Raw genomic sequence first — 18,595 nt, 5'->3', positions numbered from 1 at the left:
CCAGGACCGGCGCGGACGCGCCCCGCGCCGGTCTCCCCCCACAGCACAGGAGAGCGCACATGGACTCGACCGGAACGGAACCGCACGCCGCGGCCCCTGTCGTCGTCACCGACCGGACCCGGCTGAAACGGGCCCGCTACGCCATCACCCTCACCTCGTTCCTGCACTCCGCCGTCTACACCACCTGGGTGCCGCGCATCCCGCAGGTCCAGGAGGACCTCGGCCTGGACACCGGCGACCTGACCCTGGCCTTCACCGGCGTCGCGGTCGGGCCGCTGCTGGCCATCCCGTTCGTCGGCCGGGCGTGCTGGCGCCACGGCAGCCGCCCGCCGGTGCGGCTCTCGCTCCTGGTGTACTGCCTGAGCCTGGCGCTGCCCGCGTTCGCCCCGGGGCTGCTCGGCCTCTTCCTGGCCATGGTGGTGCTCAGCGCCGCCAACGCCGGTCTCGCCGCCGCGATGAACGCGCACGGCGTCACCGTGCAGGCCCACTACGACCGGCCGATGTTCGCCTCCATCCACGCCGCCAACAGCTTCGGCGGCCTGGTCGGCTCCGGCTGCGGGGCGCTGGCCGTGGCCACCGGCGTGCCGACCCCGGTGCACCTGGGGCTGGCCGCGCTCACCGCCGCGGCGATCGGGGTGGTGGTGAGCAGGTGGCTGCTGCCCGCGTCCGCCGACCGTCGGCTGAGCGGCCAGCCGTGCCGCCCCGGCACCGCCCGCTGGAGCCTGCCGCCGTCCCTGGTCGGGCTCGGCGTGCTGGCGCTGTGCATCTTCCTCACCGAGAGCGCCGTCACCAACTGGATCACCGTGTACTTCCGGGACGCGCTGGACGCCCCGGCCGGGGTCGCCAGCGCGGTGTTCACCGTGTTCGCCGCCACCATGGGCATCGGGCGGCTGGCCGCCGACCCGCTGGCGTCCCGGTTCGGCATGGTCGCCACCGTGCGGGCGGGGACGCTGCTGGCCGCGGCGGGCTTCCTGCTGTCGGCGGCGTTCCACAGCATCCCCGTCGGCATCCTCGGCCTGGCCATGCTCGGCGCGGGCCTGGCCGCCGCGGTCCCGGCCGCGCTGTGCGCCGCGGGCGAGAACCCGGCGGTGCCCCGCGCCACCGGCGTCGCCGCGATCTGCGCCGTCGGCTACATCGGGTTCCTCGCCGGGCCCGCCGGGTTCGGGGCGCTCGCCGGGATGGTCGGCCTGTCCACCGCGTTCGGGTCGCTGGCCGTGCTCGCCGTGACCGCGGCCGCGTTCGCCGGGGCCGTCGCGCCCAGGGCCAGGCCCACCACCGTGGTCACCGTCGGCCAGGCGCCCGCCGCGCCCGGCGGGCAGGCCCCGATCGACAAGGAGACGCCGTGAGAAGCGTGCCCCTGGCCGAGCGCCCGCTGCGCACCCTGCTCCCGGTCCTCGGCGCGGAACGCTTCCACACCCTGGCCACCGCCGCCGACCGCGCCCGGCGGGCGCTCGGCGCCCGCACCGTGTGGCAGGTCAACACCACCGCGGCGGGCGGGGGAGTGGCCGAGCTGTCCCACGCCCTGCTGCCGTACGCCAGGGCGTCCGGGTTCGACGTGCGCTGGCTGGTGCTCGCCGGCGACGCCCGGTACGTGGGCATCGCCAAGCGGCTGTGCCTGCTGCTGTACGGGCACCGGGAGGTGCCCGACCCCCGGGAGGACGACTGGGCGCACTACACCGAGGTGTGCTCCGGCGCGGCGGCGCGGATGGCCGCGCGGCTGCGCCCCGGCGACGTGGTCGTGCTGCACGACCCGCAGGCCCTGGGCCTGGCCGCGCCGCTGCGGCGGTCCGGGGCCACGGTCGTGTGGCGCTGCCACATCGGCGCCGACACCCCCACGGCGGCGGCCGAGCGCACCTGGTACCGCCTGCTGCCGCATCTGGAGGCGGCCTCGCTGCTGGTGTTCTCCACCGCCCGCCACATCCCGCCCCCGTGCCGCCGCTGGTACCCGCCGGCCGCGGGGGAGGAGGACGGCGCGGAGGCGGACGCGGACACCGGCGCGGACAGGAGCGCCGCCGCGGCGCGGGCCGCCGCCGGCGCGCAGGCCGGGGCGCAGGCCGGGGCGCAGGCCGGGGCGGGCCTGCGGACGGCGGCGGTCCCGCGGCCCGGCGCCGGGTCGCCGGAGCGGGCCGGGCCCGGCGGCTCGCCCCTCGTCCGCGTCATCGCGCCCTGCATCGACCCGCTGTCCCCCAAGAACCGCGAGCTCGGCCTCGGCTCGGCCCGGGACCTGCTGGGCCTGGCCGGGGCGCTCGCCCCCGGCGCCCCGCGACCGGTCGCCGTCCCGCCGCCGCGGGTGCACCGGGTCTCCGAGGGGCCCCCGCCGCCCACCGACGCCCCGCTGGTCACCCAGGTCTCCCGGTGGGACGTGCTCAAGGACATGCGCGGCGTCATGGCGGCCTTCGCCGACCACGCCGCCGTCCTGGACGGCGCCCACCTGGTGCTCGCGGGCCCCGACGTCACCGGGGTCGCCGACGACCCCGGCGGCTCCAGGGTGCTGCGGGAGTGCCACGACGCCTGGCGGCGGCTGCCCGCCCGGGCGCGGGCACGGATCCACCTGTTCTCCCTGCCCATGTCCGACCTGACGGCGAACGCCCAGCTCACCGCCGCGTTCCAGCGCTACGCCACCGTGGTGGTGCAGAAGAGCCTCGCCGAGGGCTTCGGCCTGACCGTCACGGAGGCGATGTGGAAGTCCCGCCCGGTGATCGCCAGCGCCGTCGGCGGGATCACCGACCAGATCAGGCACGGGCAGGACGGCCTGCTGCTGCCGGACCCCCGGGACCGCGAGTCCCTCGGCCGCCACCTGGCCCGCCTGCTGTCCGACCCGTCCCTGGCCCGCCGCCTGGGCGCCGGCGCCCGGGAGCGGGTGCGCCGCGACTTCCTCCCCGACCGCCACCTCGTCCAGTGGGCCGACGCCCTGGCCCATCTGACGGCCTGACCCGCCGCCCCCCCCGGACCGCGCCCGCCTCCACCACCCACCCCACACCACGGAGGCGGGCGCACCCCGCCCTCGAGGCGCCCGCCCGCTGCTCCGGCCGGGTGAGCGGCCGCCTCCTCCCCGCCACCTGGCCCACACCCGCCCCCGCCCGGTCCCCCGCCCCCGCGCCCACTCCCGCGTCGCTTCCCGCGCACTGCCAACCGATTGCCCGTTTACGGGAGTTGATCTTCGGGTACTCGCAGACCACCCCGAAAGGGCGACAACCGGGACACATCATCATCGGGCGAACGGAGCCGGACATGACGACGCTCGGCGAGGCGGACGCAGGAACGGGTACCGGTGCTGGACGCACCGGCGGGGGCAGCACGGACGCGATCGGCCCCGAGCCCGGCGCCGCCGACGCCCGCGGCGCCGCCGCCGACGGGGGCACCGTCGCCACCACTGACGTCCCCGCCCGCCTGGACCGGCTCCCCTGGTCGCGCTGGCACTGGATGATCGTCATAGGGCTCGGCACCGTCTGGATCCTGGACGGGCTCGAGGTGACCGTCGTCGGCAACATCGCCAGCCGCCTGTCCGAGGAGGGCAGCGGCCTGCCCATCTCCGGCGCCCAGGTCACCGGCATGGCCGCCGCGCTCTATGTCGCCGGGGCCTGCTGCGGCGCGCTGTTCTTCGGCTGGCTCACCGACCGCTTCGGCCGCAAGAAGCTGTTCCTGATCACCCTGGCGGTCTACCTGGCCGCCACCGCCCTGACCGCGGTGTCGTTCTCCACCTGGTGGTTCTTCCTCTTCCGCTTCCTGACCGGCTTCGGCATCGGCGGCGAGTACGCGGCCATCAACTCCGCGATCGACGAGCTGATCCCCAGCGCCTACCGCGGCCGGGTGGACCTGATCATCAACGGCAGCTTCTGGCTCGGCGCGATGGGCGGCTCGCTGCTGTCCGTGCTGATGCTGAACACCGACATCTTCCCGGCGAACGTCGGCTGGCGGCTCACCTTCGCCCTCGGCGTGGTGCTGGGTCTGGCGATCCTGCTGGTGCGGCGGCACGTGCCGGAGAGTCCACGCTGGATGTTCATGCACGGCCGGGGCGAGGAGGCCGAGGCGCTGGTCGCCGACGTGGAGCGCGGCGTCGAGGCCGAGACCGGCAAGCCGCTGCCGGAGCCGCGCAGCCGCATCACCATCCGGCAGCGGGGCGCCGTGGGATTCGTCACCATCGGCCGCACCCTGTTCCGCTCCTATCCCCGGCGCGCGGTGCTGGGGCTCGCCCTGTTCATCGGCCAGGCGTTCCTCTACAACGCGATCACTTTCGGCTTCGGCTCGATCCTGCACACGTTCTACGACGTCCCGACCGGCAGCACCGGCTACTACTTCGTCGTCATCGCCTTCGGCAATTTCATGGGCCCCCTGCTACTCGGAAAGATGTTCGATACGTGGGGCCGCAGGCCGATGATCAGCGGCACCTACATCCTGTCCGGGCTGCTGCTCTTCGTCACCGCGTGGATGTTCGGCAATGGCTGGCTGAACGCGTTCACCCTCACCGCGTCCTGGTGCGTGGTGCTGTTCTTCGCCTCGGCCGGCGCCAGCTCCGCCTACCTCACCGTCAGCGAGATCTTCCCGATGGAGACCCGCGCGATGGCCATCGCGTTCTTCTACGCGATCGGCACGGCGGCGGGCGGCATCAGCGGCCCGCTGCTGTTCGCCGAGCTGACGGAGAGCGGTGTGGTGGCCGACACCGTGCTCGCCTTCCGGATCGGCGCCGCCCTGATGGTGGCCGCCGGGATCGTCGCCGCGGTGTTCGCGGTCAAGGCCGAGCGCCGCTCCCTGGAGGACATCGCCACCCCGCTGTCCTCGGAGGCCGTGGAACTGACGAACTGAGGGCGGCCCGGCGGGGGCCCGAACCCCGGCCCCGCGGGCCACGAAGAGGGCAACGGCACCCGCCGTTGCCCTCTTCGCCGTCACGGACCGTGTCCGACACACCCGCCTCCGTATAAACCACCGATACCGAGCCGAGTCCGTTTCGCAACCTGAGAGCCCTCTTCACCCCCAGAAAACACCGGCAACGCCCGATTGGTACCTAAAAATCCTTGGTCTCAATTCCCCGTTCCGCTTGGATTCTGAGCGGCCGTTCTATTAACGTCTGATAACGCAGCGCGGTCGGTAAGCCGTAGCCAACGGCACCGTGCGGCCATCGCTTAATCCCGAAGCGCCCCCAGCCGGGCGCCGAGGGAGCCGGGGAACCACCACCCTGCCTCGGCAGGGACCTGGGGTGAATCGGGCGCCGTCAGCCCGTAGGAGACCTTCCTGCTCCGAACCCGTCAGCTAACCCGGTAGGCGAGAAGGAAGGAAAGGAGTCCGCCGGTCGTGGCGCTCAATCAGCCTGCCCCGAGTTCCGCCGTGCCCGCCTGGAACCCCACGGAGGACGACCTCGCCCCCGTGCGCGGACGGCACCGCCTCCCCAAGTCGCGGACGGTGGGCCGGGGCTCGACCGTCCTCGGCGTCGCCACGATGGCGGCCATGGGCGTCGGCGGTGTGGCCACGGCCCAGGGCAAGAGCCCCGTCCCGATATCGATGCCGGACAGCCTGCCCGGCATCACCGAGGCCCCCGGCGCCGGCACCTCCTCGGCCGCGGACGAGGCGGCCGCGCCCTCCGCCGGGACCAAGGTCGCCCAGGTCGCCAACGCCGGCGAGCTGCTGCGCACCCGCATACTCGCCCAGGCCGAGCAGCAGCAGGCGTCCGCGCTCGACGCCGACCGGGCCACCGCCGAGAAGGAGGCGGCCGAGGCCGCCGCCAAGGAGGCCGCGGCCCGCAAGGTCCGCGAGGCCGCGGCGAAGAAGGCCGAGGAGAAGAAGGCCGCCGCCGAGAAGGCGGAGGCCGAGCGGAAGGCCAAGGAGGCGGCGGCGCGCGAGGCGGCCCGCAACAGCTTCGTGGTGCCGACCTCCAACTACACGATCACCGCCAGCTACGGCCAGGCGGGCGACCGCTGGTCCGCCAACCACACTGGCACGGACTTCGCCGCCCCCTCGGGCACCGCGGTCCGCGCCGCGGGCGCCGGCGAGATCACCTCCGCCGGCTGGGCGGGCGCCTACGGCTACCGCGTCATCGTCACCCACGAGGACGGCACCCAGACCTGGTACTGCCACCTGTCCTCCATGGTGCAGACCTCCGGCACCGTCGCCGCGGGCGACACCATCGGCCGGGTGGGCGCCACCGGCAACGTGACCGGCCCGCACCTGCACTTCGAGGTCCATGTCGGGGGCTCCCCGGTGGACCCGGCCGCCTGGCTGAACAGCAAGGGCGTCACCGTCTGACCGGGACCGCAGACCCCGGCGGTCCTGGTGGCTCACCCCCCGACATCAGGGCCGCCGGCCCTCCCCTGCCCGCACGCCGCCACCCCCGCTCCCGCTTCCGGTGGGGAACGGGGGATTCCGCGCGCCCGGGCAAGTATTGAATTGAGCGTTCCAAAACGTGTACCGTGCCGCCATGGCCCGACCGCGGAAGTTCGACGAGGAGCGGGCCCTGGACGCGGTAATGCGGGTCTTCTGGCGGCAGGGGTACGACGCCACCTCCACCCAGGACCTGTGCGACGCCACCGGTCTGGGGCGCAGCAGCATCTACAACACCTTCAGCAGCAAGCACGAGCTGTTCGTGCGGGCGCTGGCGCGCTACATCCAGGGAATGACGACACGTCAGGTGCAGATCCTGGAGGACGGCACCCTGACCGCCGCCGAGCGGATCGGGGCCCTGTTCGTCAGCGTCCTCGAAGGCGACCTGCGGGACCGCTGGGAGGGGCGCAGCGTCGGCTGCCTGACCGTCAACAGCACCGTTGAGCTGGCCGGCCGCGACCCCGAGGTGGCCAGGATGCTGCGGCTCGACCTGGAGCGGCGCCTGGACTCCCTGCGGGCCGTGGTGTCCGCCGGACGCCGGGACGGCACCATCACCTCCCCGCGGGACGACGCGGCCCTCGCCCGCTTCCTCAACGCCGTGATCGCCGGCCTGCGGGTGTCCGCGCAGGGCGGCGCCGGCCGCGCGGAACTCGAGGCCGTCGCGGCCACGGCGATGGACGCCCTGACGGGCGGCCCGCCGGACGGGACGGCGGAAGGACCGCCGGGCGGGGCGCCCGGCGGGGTGGCGGCGCGGGGGGTGGCGACGTGATGCCGCCGGTTCGCTGACCGGCCGGCGGGGGCGGGCGGGTCCGATGGCCCGGCGGTTCGGCGGCCCGGCGGCCCGGCGGCCTGACGGCTTGGCGGCCCGGCGGCCCGGCGGCCTGACGGCTTGGCGGCCTGACGGCTTGGTGGCTTGGTGGCGTGGCGGTCCGGCTGATGGCTCGGCGGTCCGGCTGATGGCCTGACGGCCTGATGGCCGCCGGCCGACGGCCCGCTGACTCGAGGGACTGGCGGCCTGAGGCCCCGAAGGCCCGAAGTCCCGAAGTCCCGCACGGTCCGGCGACTTGGCGGCCCGGCCCGCCGCGGGCGGGGCCCTTGGGGTGAGTCCGGGGGGTGCCGGGATACAGCCGCCCTGCTCCGGCCGGACTTCCGGGCCGCCGGCCTCCGGCCGAGGGCTCTCCGGCCTGGGTGTTCCCGGCCGTCCGGCCGCCCGCCTGCCCGGCCCTCCGCCTGCCCCAGTCCTCCCGCTGCCCGGTCCTCGGGCTTCCGGCCGGAGCCGTTGCCCGCCTCGGGGTCTCCCGCCCCGGCCTCCGGCTCCCAGTCCCCGGCCTCTCCGCTTCCCGCGTCCGAATTCGTAGGTTCTCCGGCCTCCGGGCGACCGCCCGGGCCCTCTCACGCCCTAGTTTTGGAATGGACGGTACATAATCGTGATCGAGACCACCGCACCCACCCCCACCGACGGAGAGGCGGCCACCGTGCCACGCGCCGTCCACATCCTGGCGATGGGCATCTTCGCCATGGTGACCAGCGAGTTCGTCGTCGCCGGGCTGATGCCCCAACTGGCCGAGGGGCTGGACGTCAGCCTCTCCCGGGTGGGCTACCTGATCACCGCGTTCTCGGTGGCCATGGCCGTGGGCGGTCCGCTGCTGACCGTGGCCGTCGTGCGCATCCCGCCGCGGACCGCGCTGATGCTGCTGTTCGCGGTCTTCCTCGCGGGGAACGTGCTCGCCGCCGTCGCGACCGGCTACGGGGCGATGCTGGTGGCCCGCATCGTCAGCGGCACCGCCTCGCAGGCGTTCTTCGGCGTCGCCATCTCGCTGTGCGTCCGCCTCACCGCCCCGGCCGTGCGGGGGCGGGCCATCGCCGTCGTCATGAACGGGCTGATGCTCGGCACGCTGCTCGGGCTGCCGCTGTCCACGCTGGTCGGCGAGCGCTGGGGGTGGCGCGCCGCGTTCTGGGCCATCTCCGCGCTGACGCTGCTCGCCGCGCTCGCCTCCCTCGCCGGGGTGCCGCGGATCGCCCCCGAGCCGGGCGGCGGCGACCTGCGCCGGCAGGTGCGGGTGTTCACCCGGCCCCGGCTGTGGCTGGCCATGGCCACCAGCACCCTGATCATCGGGGCGACGTTCTCCGCGTTCAGCTACCTCAACCCGATCCTCACCGACCTGTCCGGGTTCGGCAGCGGCACCGTCCCGCTGCTGCTCATCGCCTACGGCGCGGCCACGGTGGTGGGCAACACCGTGGTGGGGCGCCTCGCGGACCGGCACACCGTCGCCGTGCTGGCGTGGGGTCTCGCGCTGAACGCCGCCTTCCTCGCCGGGTTCGCGCTGCTGGCCCACCTGAGCGTGCCCGCGGTGGCGTTCATGCTGGGCATCGGCCTGGTGGGGGTGACGATGAACCCGGCAATGGTCACCCGGGTGCAGCGCGCGGGCAACGCCGGGCCGCTGGTGAACACCGTGCACTCGTCCTTCATCACCACCGGGGTCGTCATCGGCTCCGCCGCGGGCGGGCTGGCCGTGGACCACTTCGGGCTGCGCTCCCCGCTGTGGCTCGGGGCCGCCCTGGCCGTGGCCGGGCTGCTGACGGTGCTGCCCGAGCTGACGCGCGGGTCCGCCGGCTGGGCCGGGGCGGGCGACGCGGAGCCGTCCGGCGCCGGGGCGGGCCCCGAGGCGGCGCCCGCGCTCGCCCGCGACGGCGGCCGGGCCGGGTGACGGCGCCCGGCGCCGGGTGAACCGCGGGCCGGACCGGACGGGACCGCTACGGGTTCCCGTCCGGCCCGGCCCCGGTCTCGCCCGCCATCGTGTAGGCGCCGCCCTCCAGGCGGGCGATCAGGCCGCGGGTCCACTCGGCGCCGCTCTCCGCGGTGTGCACCCAGAAGTTCATGACCTCGCCGATGTGCCCGACGTCGTCCCCCGGCGTCCAGTGGCGGCCGATCTCGCGGTGCCAGCCCTCCAGCGCGGCCACCCGCCGCCGCAGCAGGGCCACCGCCTCCTCGCGGGACAGGGCGACCAGGAAGCCCAGGCCCGCGGTGAGCATGTCCTGCCGCTCGTCGATCGCAGTGAGCGCGTGGCGCAGCAGCCGCATGAACTCCGCCTCGCCCGCCTCGGTGAGCTCGTACTCGGTGCGCGGCGGCCCGCCGGCCGGGCTCGGGGCCGTGTCGTGGGCGCGCAGCAGCCCCTGCCCGGTCATCTGCTTCAGCGCGTGGTAGACGGACCCGGGCTTGGCGGTGGACCACTCGTGGGCGCCCCAGGACTCCAGGTCACCGCGGACCACGTAGCCGTGCGCGCGCCCGTGGTCGCGCACCGCGCCGAGGACCAGCAGCCGGATCGCCGACATCGTCGCCTTCCGTGCGTCGTACGGATGTGGGGCCGGGGAGTGGGGGCCGGGGTGGGGCCGAGCCTAACGGGACCGCCGCCGGAGCCATCCGCCCCGGGGTCGCTAATCAAATTTGACTAGTGGTCTCCCGCGGCCTAGCGTCGGAGCATGGGTGAACAGGCGATACCGATCCTTCCGTGCCCTTCCGTCCCCGAGGTGCTGCGCTTCTACAACGCGCTCGGCTTCGAGACGACCTTCGAGCAGACCCGCCCCAACCCCTTCGCCTCGCTGCGGTACGGCGAGGTCGACCTCCAGTTCTTCGGCCACCGCGCGGTGGTCCCCGAGGAGTCGTGGAGCACCTGCTACCTGGTCACCGACCGGGTGGACGAGCTGTACGCGGCGTTCCGGGCGGGGCTGAAGGCGGCGTACGGCCGCGTCCCCACCCGCGGCATCCCGCGCGTCGGGCAGATCAGGGACACCTCCTACGGGATGCGGCAGTTCGTGGTGACCGACCCCGGCGGCAACTGCCTCCGGGTCGGGCAGGCCATCGGGGACGACATGCGCCACGGGCCCGTGCCGAAGGCGAGGTTCGCCCGGGCGCTGCACAACGCCTGGTTGCAGGGCATCTCCAAACAGGAGCCCGCCCGCGGGGCGCGGATCCTCGACCACGCGCTGGCGCACGAGACCCCGGCGACGCCCGTCGAGCGGATCAGGGCGCTGGTGCTCCGCGCCGACCTGGCCGACCAACTGGGGGAGGACGGCCTCGCCGTCCGCCTGCTCGCCGAGGCGCGGGCCGCGGCGCCCGGGCTCGGCGCGGCCGACCGGGAGGCGCTGCGGGACGACCTGCTGCGGGCGGCGGACCTGGAGCAGTCCCTGCGCGAGGAGTGAGCCGGGGCGTCGCCGTCCTGGCCGGGGCGGCGAGATCCTCGTTGACGCCCCTCGGCGGGCCGGGGGAGGATCGGGCGGCCGGAGCATGATCACCGATGTGAAGGGCAGCCGCGCATGTCACCCACCGCAGTCGTCACCGGAGCCAGCAGCGGGATCGGCGCGGCCACCGCGCGCCGCCTCGCCGAGCAGGGGTACCGCGTGGTGCTGGCCGCCCGCCGCGCGGAGCGGATCGAGGCGCTCGCCGCCGAGCTCACCGGGCGCGGCCTGGACGCCGTCGCGCGGCCGCTCGACGTCACCGACCGGGCCGCCGTGGACTCCTTCGCCGCCGGGCTCGACCGCTGCGACGTGCTGGTGAACAACGCGGGCGGCGCGTTCGGCACCGAGCCGGTGGCCACCGCCGACCCGGCCGACTGGACGGCGATGTACGAGATCAACGTCCTGGGCACGCTGCACGTCACCCAGGCGCTGCTGCCCGCGCTGCGGGCCGGCGGCGACGGGACGATCGTGGTGCTGTCGTCCACCGCGGGCTTCGTCGCCTACGAGGGCGGCGGCGGGTACGTGGCCGCCAAGCACGCCGAGCACGCGATGGCGGCCACGCTGCGCCTGGAGCTGTGCGGCGAGCCGGTCCGGGTGATCGAGGTGGCGCCGGGCATGGTCCGCACCGACGAGTTCGCGGTCAAGCGGTTCCGCGGCGACGCGGAGGCGGCGGCAGCGGTGTACCAGGGCGTCGCCGAGCCGCTGACCGCCGACGACGTGGCCGACACGGTGGCGTGGGCGGTCACCCGGCCGAGCCACGTCAACATCGACCTGCTGGTGGTCCGCCCGCGCGCCCAGGCCGCGCAGCACAAGGTGCACCGCGAGACGACCACCGACTAGCCGGACGCCCGTTTCCCGGTGTGCGTCCGTTTCGTCCGGTATTCGTCGGGGCAGGCGTGTGCTCGCGGACGAATCAGTCGCATCCGACACCGGAAGGGACGGTAACCGATCGTGGAGTACACGCTTCAGGGCAAGAAGATCGCCTTCGTCACGGCTCCCGAGGGTGTCGAGCAGGTCGAGCTGACCGACCCGTGGAACGCCGTGCAGGAGGCCGGCGGCACCCCGCGGCTGCTGTCCACCAAGGAGGGCCGCGTCCAGGGCTTCAACCACCTGGACAAGGCGGACACCTTCCCGGTGGACGGGACCGTGCGGGACGCGCGGGTCGAGGACTACGACGCGCTGGTGCTGCCGGGCGGCGTGGCGAACCCGGACTTCCTGCGCATGGACGCCGACGCCGTCGCGTTCGTGAAGGGCTTCTTCGACGCGGGCAAGCCGGTCGCCGCGATCTGCCACGGGCCGTGGACGCTGGTGGAGGCGGACGTGGTCCGCGGCCGGACCCTCACCTCCTGGCCGAGCCTGCGCACCGACCTGGTCAACGCGGGCGCCAACTGGGTGGACGAGCAGGTCAGGGTGGACGACAGCGGGCCGAACACGCTGATCACCAGCCGCAAGCCGGACGACCTCAAGGCGTTCGAGGAGGCGCTGGTGACCCAGTTCTCCAAGCGGCGGGAGGCCGTCCACCGCCGGTGAGCCGGCCCCGCGGCGCCACGGCCCCCGGCGGGTGGGCGACCCCCCGCCGGGGGCCGCGGCCTGTCCGCGTATCTCCTGGTCAGCGCGTGGTTGCGGGAAGACTGCGGGGGCGGTAAAAGCGGTTCCGGCAGCCATGCGAAACTTTTCACATGAGTCAGACGCGCGCCCACCGCAGCCCCACGTCACGAGCCGTGGCCATGGCCGGAGCCGCGGCGCTCGCCGCGGCCGTCCTGGCCGGATGCGGCGACTCGGGCAACTCGGACGGGGGCGGCGGACAGGGCTTCATCGGCGGCAAGGCCGGCTCCGCCGGGGTCGACTCCTACGCGCGCGGCGACCGCAAGGCCGCCCCCGACCTGTCCGGCGAGACCCTCCAGGGCGAGAAGCTGAAGCTGGCCGACTACCGCGGCAGCGTCGTCGTGCTCAACGTGTGGGGCTCGTGGTGCCCGCCGTGCCGCGCCGAGGCCAAGCACCTGGAGAAGGTCGCCAAGGACACCAAGGCCCAGGGCGTGCGGTTCCTCGGCATCAACACCCGCGACCTGGACCCGTCCAACGCCAGGGCCTTCGAGCGCAAGTACGGCGTGACGTACCCGAGCCTGTACGACCCGGCGGGCAAGCTCCTGGCCCGATTCCACGGCTCGGTGCCGCCGCAGACCATCCCCACCACCCTCGTCCTGGACCGTGAGGGGAAGATCGCCGTGCGGGCGCTGAAGCCGCTCGGCGAGGAGGACCTCCGCGAGATGCTCGACCCGGTGATCGCGGAGAAGGCGTGAACGAGACGGTCCTGAACGGAGCCCTGCTCCTGGCCGCGCCGGTGGCGCTGCTGGGCGGCCTGGTGTCGTTCTTCTCACCGTGCGTACTGCCGCTGGTGCCCGGCTACCTCTCCTATGTGACCGGTGTCACCGGCACCGACCTGGCCGGCGCCAGGCGGGGGCGGATGGTCGCGGGGGCGGCGCTGTTCGTCCTCGGATTCTCCGCCGTGTTCATCTCCGGAGGGGCGTTCTTCGGCGGGTTCGGCTCCCGGCTCATCGAGCACCAGGACGTCATCACCCGGGTGCTGGGCGCCCTGACCATCGTGCTCGGGCTGTCCTTCATGGGGCTGCTCGGCGTGCTGTCCGGGGTGCTCCAGCGGGAGGTGCGCTGGCACCGGCGGCCCACGGCCGGCCTGGCCGGGGCGCCGATGCTCGGGGTGCTGTTCGGCCTCGGCTGGGTGCCGTGCACCGGGCCCACCCTGGCCGCCGTCAACACCCTGGCGTACACCGAGGCCAGCGCGGGGCGCGGCGCGTTCCTCACCGCCGTGTACTGCCTGGGCCTCGGGCTGCCGTTCATCGTCGCCGCCGTCGCCTTCCGGCGTACGCTCGGCGCGTTCGCGTTCGTCAAGAAACACTACGCGTGGGTCATGCGCATCGGCGGCGGCATGCTGGTCGCCGTCGGCGTTCTGCTGGTCACCGGCGTCTGGAACGAGATCGTCGGCGAGATGCAAGCGTGGTCCCTCGACTACACGGTGGGAATCTGAGCCATGGCCGAGACGACCCGCACCGACCGCACCGCCACGGCCGCGCCCGGAGCGGCCGCGACCGCGCCCGCCCCGGAGGCCGACGACCTCACGCTCGCCGAGGCCGAGCGGCTGAGCAGCGCGCCCCGGGAGGAGGACGCCCCGGACGGGGACGGCGAAGGGCCCGTCGGCATCGGGCTGCTCGGCTGGCTGCGCTGGTTCTGGCGGCAGTTGACCTCGATGCGGGTGGCGCTGCTCCTGCTGTTCCTGCTGTCGATCGCCGCGATCCCCGGCTCGCTGGTGCCGCAGGAGGCGCAGAGCCCGGTCAAGGTGGAGGACTTCCGCGCCGAGCACGAGACGCTGGGACCGCTGTACGACAAGCTGGGCCTGTTCGACGTCTACAGCTCGGTGTGGTTCTCCGCGATCTACATCCTGCTGTTCATCTCCCTCGCGGGCTGCATCCTGCCGCGCAGTTGGCAGTTCGTGGGCGCGCTGCGCGGCCGCCCCCCGGCCGCCCCCCGCAACTTCACCCGGCTGCCCGTCCACACCGCGTGGACCACCGGCGCCGACCGCGACCAGGTCCTCACCGCCGCCCAGCGGGTGCTGCGGCGCCGCCGCTTCCGCGCCCACCTCGCCGGCGACGCCGTCGCCTCCGAGAAGGGCTATCTGCGCGAGGCCGGGAACCTGGTGTTCCACATCTCCCTGTTCGGGCTGCTGGTCGCGGTGGCCTGGGGGCACCTGTACACGGCGTCCGGCGGCAAGCTGGTCGTGGAGGGCGACGGCTTCTCCAACAGCCTCACCCAGTACGACGACTTCAAGGCCGGGCCGCTGTTCGACACCGAGAAGGACCTGGACGGGTTCGGCTTCACCCTGGACGACTTCAGGGCCACCTTCGACCGGTCCGGCAGCCAGCGCGGCACCGCCCGCGTCTTCGAGGCGCACATCACCTACTGGACCGGCGACGGCACCCGCACCGAGAAGACCACCATCAAGCCCAACGAGCCGCTGAAGGTCGGCGGCACCAAGGTCTACCTCAACGGCCACGGCTACGCGCCGGAGGTCCTGCTGCGGGACGGCAAGGGCGAGGTCGCCTACCGCGGCGCGGTGCCGTGCCTGCCGCAGGACGGCTTCCTCACCTCCACCTGCGTCATCAAGGTGCCCGACGCGCTGGACGAGGACGGGAAGCCGGACCAGCTCGGCTTCACCGGCAGCTTCGTGCCCACCTTCGGCGGCGCCACCGAGCAGGGCATGATCTCGCAGTTCCCCGCGCTGGACTTCCCGGCGCTGTTCCTCACCGCCTACCACGGCGACCTCGGCATCGACTCCGGACTGCCGCAGAACGTCTACCAGCTCAAGACCGACAACATGGAGCAGTTCAAGAAGCCCAACGGCGACCCGTTCGCCGAGTACCTGCGGCCCGGGGAGAAGATGACCCTGCCGGACGGCGCGGGCACCCTGGAGTTCACCGGCATCAAGCAGTGGGCCCAGTTCGAGGTGTCCGAGCGGCCCGGCAAGCCGCTGGCGCTGGGCAGCGCGGTGCTGGCGCTGCTCGGGCTCATCGCCTCGCTGTTCGTCCAGCGCCGCCGGGTGTGGGTGCGCGCCACCGGGGCCGAGGGCGGGGGCACCGTCGTGGAGATGGCCGGACTCGGACGCAGCGAGTCGGCCCGGATCGCGGACGAGCTCGCCGACATCGCGGTCGAACTGCGCGGCGACGCGCCGGTCGCAGGCACCGACGAAGGTTCCGAGAAGGAGTGAGTGTGGTCATCGCCGCCGCGGCCAACGAGGACTTGGCCCAGATCAGCAATGTGTTGATGTACTCGGCCATGGCCGTGTACACGCTGTCGTTCCTGGCGCACTGCCTGGAGTGGGTCTTCGGCAGCCGCGGCAGGATCGCGGTGCGCTCCGCGGCGGTGGCCGTGCCCGAGGACGCCGCGGGGGCCGGCGGCGAGCCCGCCGTCACCGTCACCGTGAACAAGGCGGGCGGCACCACCACCCTGGAGCGGCCCAGGGTCGTCACCCGCAGCGAGGGCAGGCCCGCGCAGGACGGCCCCGGCGCCGCGGGCACGGACGAGCGGGCCGACCTGCTCGGCCGCATGGCCGTGTCGCTGATGACGCTGGCGTTCCTGCTGCACTTCGGTTCTGTGCTCACCCGGGGCCTTTCGGTGTCGCGTCCGCCGTGGGGCAACATGTACGAGTTCTCCACCGCGTTCGCGCTGATGGCCGTGGGCACCTACCTCGGGCTGCTGCTGGCGAGGAAGCCCGTGCGCTGGCTCGGGCTGCCGGTGGCCACGGCGGTGCTGCTGGACCTCGGGCTCGCGGTGAGCGTGCTGTACACCGAGTCCGACCAGTTGGTGCCCGCGCTGGACTCGTACTGGCTGTGGATCCACGTCTCCACCGCGATCGTCTCCGGCGCGGCGCTGTACCTGGGCGCGGTGGCCACGGTGCTGTACCTGTTCAAGGACCGCTACGAGGTGGCGCGGCTCGCCGGCAAGCAGGACGCGCGCTGGGCGACGGTCTGGGAGCGGCTGCCGTCGGCGGCGTCCCTGGACAAGTTCGCCTACCGGATCAACGCGCTGATCTTCCCGCTCTACACCTTCGCGATCATCGCGGGCGCGATCTGGGCGGAGGCGGCGTGGGGCCGCTTCTGGGGCTGGGACCCCAAGGAGATCTGGTCCTTCATCACCTGGGTGGCGTACGCCGCCTACCTGCACGCCCGCGCCACGGCCGGCTGGAAGGGCCGCAAGGCGGCGTACCTGGCCCTGCTGGCGTTCGCGTGCTTCCTCTTCAACTACTACGGCGTCAACATCTTCATCACCGGCAAGCACTCGTACGCCGGCGTCTGAGCCGCCCCTCGGGCCGGGGAGGCGGACCCCTCCCGGGAGCGGACGCGCACCGGGCCCGGCCAGGCACCGACGCCCGCCCGGCAGACCTTCGCGGTCTGCCGGGCGGGCGTCTTTCGTCTGCCCGGGCGGGACGGGCGCCTCACCGCCCTCTCCCTCACCGCCCTCTCCCCCACCGGTCGCTGGCTTCCCGGCGCGGGATGTGCGAAGCTGAGTTAGTACAGTGTTCAACTATCTGGAGGGTCCGCATGAGCACCCCTGTCAAGGTCGCCGTCATCTACTACTCCTCCACCGGCACCATCGCCGAGATCGCCAAGGAGATAGGTGACGCCGCGGAGAAGGCCGGGGCCGAGGTCCGGGTGCGCAAGGTCGCCGAGCTCGCGCCGCAGGCCGCCATCGACGCCAACCCCGCCTGGGCCGCGCACGCCGCCGCCAGCGCCGACGTGCCGGTGGCCCAGCCGGACGACCTGGCGTGGGCGGACGCGGTGCTCTTCGGCTCGCCGACCCGCTTCGGCAACATAGCCTCGCAGCTCAAGCAGTACCTCGACACCCTCGGCGGCCTGTGGCAGCAGGGCGCGCTCGCCGACAAGGTCTACAGCGGCTTCACCTCCTCGGCCACCGCCCACGGCGGCCAGGAGACCACCCTCCAGGCGCTGTACACCACGATCCACCACTTCGGCGGCATCCTGGTCGCCCCCGGCTTCACCGACCCGGCGAAGTTCGTGGACGGCAACCCCTACGGCACCTCCCACGTGGCCGGCCAGGGCGACAAGCCGGTGGACGACGTGACCAGGAACGCGGCCCGGGTGCAGGCCGAGCGCGTGGTGCGCGTCGCGCGGAAGCTCCAGGGCTGATCCGGGCCCGCGGGGCGCGGCGGACCACCGCCCGCCGCGCCCGCGGGTTCAGCGGACCGCCCGCGCCAGGTCCCACAGGCGCACCCCGCCGCCCGAGTCTGTGGTGACGGCGACCGGGACGCCCGCCACCTCGGTGAGCATCCGCAGCCGGTGCCCGGCGAACGGCTCCCCGAGCTGCTCGCCGCGGGCCAGGTCCCACACCCGGGTGGTCTCGTCGCGGCCGCCGCTCACGGCTATCGCGCGCCCCGCGACGGTCGCGGTGGCCAGGGTCTCGACGACGTCCTCGTGGCCCGCCATCGCGGACCCCAGCGGCTCCCGGGTGGCGAGGTCCCACATCCGCAGGGCGCCCCCGCCGTCACCGGCCACCACCACGGCGCGGCCGTCCACCCCGGCGAGCGCCACCGCCCCCGCGGCGGGCTCCACACCGGTGAGCGGCTGCCCCAGCTCCTCGCCGCGCAGCAGGTCCCACACCTGGAGGAACGGGTCGCCGCCCCCGGTGACGGCGATCGGCCGGCCGTCCACGAGCGCCGCACCCATCGCCCCGTCGTAGCCGCCCGACACGTTCGCCACGGGCGTGCCGCCGGGCAGGTCCCACGCCAGCAGCCTGCCCTCCTCGCTGCTGCTGACGACGAGCAGCCCCCGCCCGTGCGGGAGGGTGGTGAGGGAGCGCACGCCCAGGCCGTGCCCGGTCAGCGTCCCGCCGACCTTGCGACCGGTGCGCAGGTCCCACACGCGCACCGCCCCGCCCATGGTCTCCAGGTCGGGGTGGGACAGGTCGAAGCGCCCGCCGCCGGTGACCACCACGGGCCGCCCGCCGAGGTGCGCCACGGTCAGGGTGGAGACGACCTCGTAGGCGTCGGCCTCCCACGCCGGGGGCCACTCCTCGTCCGGGTCCTCCCCGTACTCCGCGTCCTCCCCGTCCTCCCCGTCCTCCGCGGACCCGTCGTCCCCCAGCGCGTGCTCGCGCCACCAGTCGTCGTCGGGCCCCGCCGCGTCCAGCTCCAGGGGCCGCTCCTCGCACTCGCCGCCGCGCAGGTCGCAGGTCCACAGCACGCCGTCGTGGTCGACGCTGACCACGACGGGCACACCGTCGAGCTCGGCGACGGCGGTCGTCTCGTCGTGGGCGGCGTGGGAATGGCCGTGCCGGCCGGCCACAAGAAGATCATCGGTCATGCGCACCCACGCTAGGCGCGGGCGCCGACACTCCCGCAACCGGAGCCGGGCGACGACGGGGATCCGACGACAGGCCCTAGGTGTGTTGTTCGGACAGGTTGGTGACGCGGCTCGCTGGTGGATGGCCGCCGAGGCCGGTGTGGGGTCGGTGGTGGTTG

16 protein-coding genes and 1 riboswitch are annotated in these 18,595 nt (G+C 74.1%); of the genes, 14 read left to right on the top strand and 2 right to left on the bottom strand.

Annotation, left to right across the window (positions count from 1 at the left end):
- Positions 1–59 precede the first annotated feature (59 nt).
- The 6 genes from ACYVO2_RS07130 to ACYVO2_RS07105 all read left to right on the top strand — a co-directional run bounded on the left by ACYVO2_RS07130 (position 60) and on the right by ACYVO2_RS07105 (position 9,020).
- The gene (locus ACYVO2_RS07130; protein ID WP_461006753.1) at positions 60–1,346 is read left to right on the top strand and encodes an MFS transporter; all 1,287 of its coding nucleotides are present in this window, start codon (positions 60–62) and stop codon (positions 1,344–1,346) included.
- Positions 1,343–2,932 carry a glycosyltransferase gene (locus tag ACYVO2_RS07125; protein WP_461006752.1) on the top strand — a complete coding sequence of 530 codons (1,590 nt, stop codon included), beginning with the start codon at positions 1,343–1,345 and terminating at the stop codon, positions 2,930–2,932. Before ACYVO2_RS07130 ends, ACYVO2_RS07125 begins: the two co-directional genes overlap by 4 nt.
- Before the next feature lie 299 nt (positions 2,933–3,231).
- Positions 3,232–4,803, top strand: coding sequence for an MFS transporter (locus ACYVO2_RS07120; RefSeq protein ID WP_461006751.1), 1,572 nt, complete (start codon positions 3,232–3,234; stop codon positions 4,801–4,803).
- A gap of 304 nt (positions 4,804–5,107) precedes the next feature.
- Positions 5,108–5,276, top strand: a riboswitch (cyclic di-AMP (ydaO/yuaA leader).
- Between the two features lie 13 nt (positions 5,277–5,289).
- Positions 5,290–6,237 carry a M23 family metallopeptidase gene (locus ACYVO2_RS07115; protein ID WP_461006750.1) on the top strand — a complete coding sequence of 316 codons (948 nt, stop codon included), beginning with the start codon at positions 5,290–5,292 and terminating at the stop codon, positions 6,235–6,237.
- Between the two features lie 172 nt (positions 6,238–6,409).
- Positions 6,410–7,081 (top strand): TetR/AcrR family transcriptional regulator, encoded by a 672-nt coding sequence (locus tag ACYVO2_RS07110; RefSeq protein WP_461006749.1) that lies wholly within the window; start codon positions 6,410–6,412, stop codon positions 7,079–7,081.
- Between the two features lie 706 nt (positions 7,082–7,787).
- Complete coding sequence (locus ACYVO2_RS07105) at positions 7,788–9,020, top strand: MFS transporter (protein ID WP_461006934.1); 1,233 nt, start codon at positions 7,788–7,790, stop codon at positions 9,018–9,020.
- Positions 9,021–9,066: 46 nt separating this feature from the next.
- Here ACYVO2_RS07105 and ACYVO2_RS07100 read toward each other — a convergent pair whose 3' ends face one another.
- Entirely contained in the window at positions 9,067–9,645 is a 579-nt protein-coding gene (locus ACYVO2_RS07100) for a PadR family transcriptional regulator (protein WP_461006748.1), read from the bottom strand.
- Positions 9,646–9,792: 147 nt separating this feature from the next.
- Here ACYVO2_RS07100 and ACYVO2_RS07095 point away from each other — a divergent pair, with 147 nt between their 5' ends.
- The 8 genes from ACYVO2_RS07095 (at position 9,793) to wrbA (ending at position 17,264) form a co-directional block, all read left to right on the top strand.
- Positions 9,793–10,512 carry a bleomycin resistance protein gene (locus ACYVO2_RS07095; protein WP_461006747.1) on the top strand — a complete coding sequence of 240 codons (720 nt, stop codon included), beginning with the start codon at positions 9,793–9,795 and terminating at the stop codon, positions 10,510–10,512.
- Positions 10,513–10,626: 114 nt separating this feature from the next.
- Positions 10,627–11,388, top strand: coding sequence for an SDR family NAD(P)-dependent oxidoreductase (locus tag ACYVO2_RS07090; RefSeq protein WP_461006746.1), 762 nt, complete (start codon positions 10,627–10,629; stop codon positions 11,386–11,388).
- Positions 11,389–11,499: 111 nt separating this feature from the next.
- Entirely contained in the window at positions 11,500–12,078 is a 579-nt protein-coding gene (locus ACYVO2_RS07085; RefSeq protein WP_461006745.1) for a type 1 glutamine amidotransferase domain-containing protein, read from the top strand.
- 149 nt (positions 12,079–12,227) lie between these two features.
- Entirely contained in the window at positions 12,228–12,848 is a 621-nt protein-coding gene (locus tag ACYVO2_RS07080) for a TlpA family protein disulfide reductase (RefSeq protein ID WP_461006744.1), read from the top strand.
- Positions 12,845–13,591, top strand: coding sequence for a cytochrome c biogenesis CcdA family protein (locus ACYVO2_RS07075; protein ID WP_461006743.1), 747 nt, complete (start codon positions 12,845–12,847; stop codon positions 13,589–13,591). The genes ACYVO2_RS07080 and ACYVO2_RS07075 overlap by 4 nt, the downstream gene beginning before the upstream one ends.
- A gap of 3 nt (positions 13,592–13,594) precedes the next feature.
- On the top strand, positions 13,595–15,325 hold the full coding sequence (gene resB / locus ACYVO2_RS07070) for a cytochrome c biogenesis protein ResB (protein ID WP_461006742.1): 1,731 nt from the start codon (positions 13,595–13,597) through the stop codon (positions 15,323–15,325).
- A 2-nt stretch (positions 15,326–15,327) separates the two neighbouring features.
- A complete protein-coding gene (gene ccsB / locus ACYVO2_RS07065) occupies positions 15,328–16,413 on the top strand; it encodes a c-type cytochrome biogenesis protein CcsB (RefSeq protein WP_461006741.1) in 1,086 nt (361 codons plus the stop codon).
- A 245-nt stretch (positions 16,414–16,658) separates the two neighbouring features.
- Positions 16,659–17,264 carry an NAD(P)H:quinone oxidoreductase gene (wrbA, locus tag ACYVO2_RS07060; protein WP_461006740.1) on the top strand — a complete coding sequence of 202 codons (606 nt, stop codon included), beginning with the start codon at positions 16,659–16,661 and terminating at the stop codon, positions 17,262–17,264.
- A 48-nt stretch (positions 17,265–17,312) separates the two neighbouring features.
- Here the strand turns inward: wrbA and ACYVO2_RS07055 are convergent, their stop codons facing one another.
- The gene (locus ACYVO2_RS07055; RefSeq protein ID WP_461006739.1) at positions 17,313–18,437 is read right to left on the bottom strand and encodes a WD40 repeat domain-containing protein; all 1,125 of its coding nucleotides are present in this window, start codon (positions 18,435–18,437) and stop codon (positions 17,313–17,315) included.
- Between the last annotated feature and the right edge of the window lie 158 nt (positions 18,438–18,595).

The sequence above is a fragment of the Streptomyces capparidis genome (assembly GCF_054782095.1).
This window is presented reverse-complemented; position numbering and strand designations above follow the sequence as displayed.

Excerpts from the sequence above, each read along its gene's own strand:
- ACYVO2_RS07130 (WP_461006753.1), top strand. The coding sequence starts at position 60 with ATGGACTCGACCGGAACGGAACCGCACGCCGCGGCCCCTGTCGTCGTC.
- ACYVO2_RS07120 (WP_461006751.1), top strand. The coding sequence starts at position 3,232 with ATGACGACGCTCGGCGAGGCGGACGCAGGAACGGGTACCGGTGCTGGA.
- ACYVO2_RS07110 (WP_461006749.1), top strand. The coding sequence starts at position 6,410 with ATGGCCCGACCGCGGAAGTTCGACGAGGAGCGGGCCCTGGACGCGGTA.
- ACYVO2_RS07100 (WP_461006748.1), bottom strand. The coding sequence starts at position 9,645 with ATGTCGGCGATCCGGCTGCTGGTCCTCGGCGCGGTGCGCGACCACGGG.
- ACYVO2_RS07095 (WP_461006747.1), top strand. The coding sequence starts at position 9,793 with ATGGGTGAACAGGCGATACCGATCCTTCCGTGCCCTTCCGTCCCCGAG.
- ACYVO2_RS07090 (WP_461006746.1), top strand. The coding sequence starts at position 10,627 with ATGTCACCCACCGCAGTCGTCACCGGAGCCAGCAGCGGGATCGGCGCG.
- ACYVO2_RS07080 (WP_461006744.1), top strand. The coding sequence starts at position 12,228 with ATGAGTCAGACGCGCGCCCACCGCAGCCCCACGTCACGAGCCGTGGCC.
- resB (WP_461006742.1), top strand. The coding sequence starts at position 13,595 with ATGGCCGAGACGACCCGCACCGACCGCACCGCCACGGCCGCGCCCGGA.
- wrbA (WP_461006740.1), top strand. The coding sequence starts at position 16,659 with ATGAGCACCCCTGTCAAGGTCGCCGTCATCTACTACTCCTCCACCGGC.
- ACYVO2_RS07055 (WP_461006739.1), bottom strand. The coding sequence starts at position 18,437 with ATGACCGATGATCTTCTTGTGGCCGGCCGGCACGGCCATTCCCACGCC.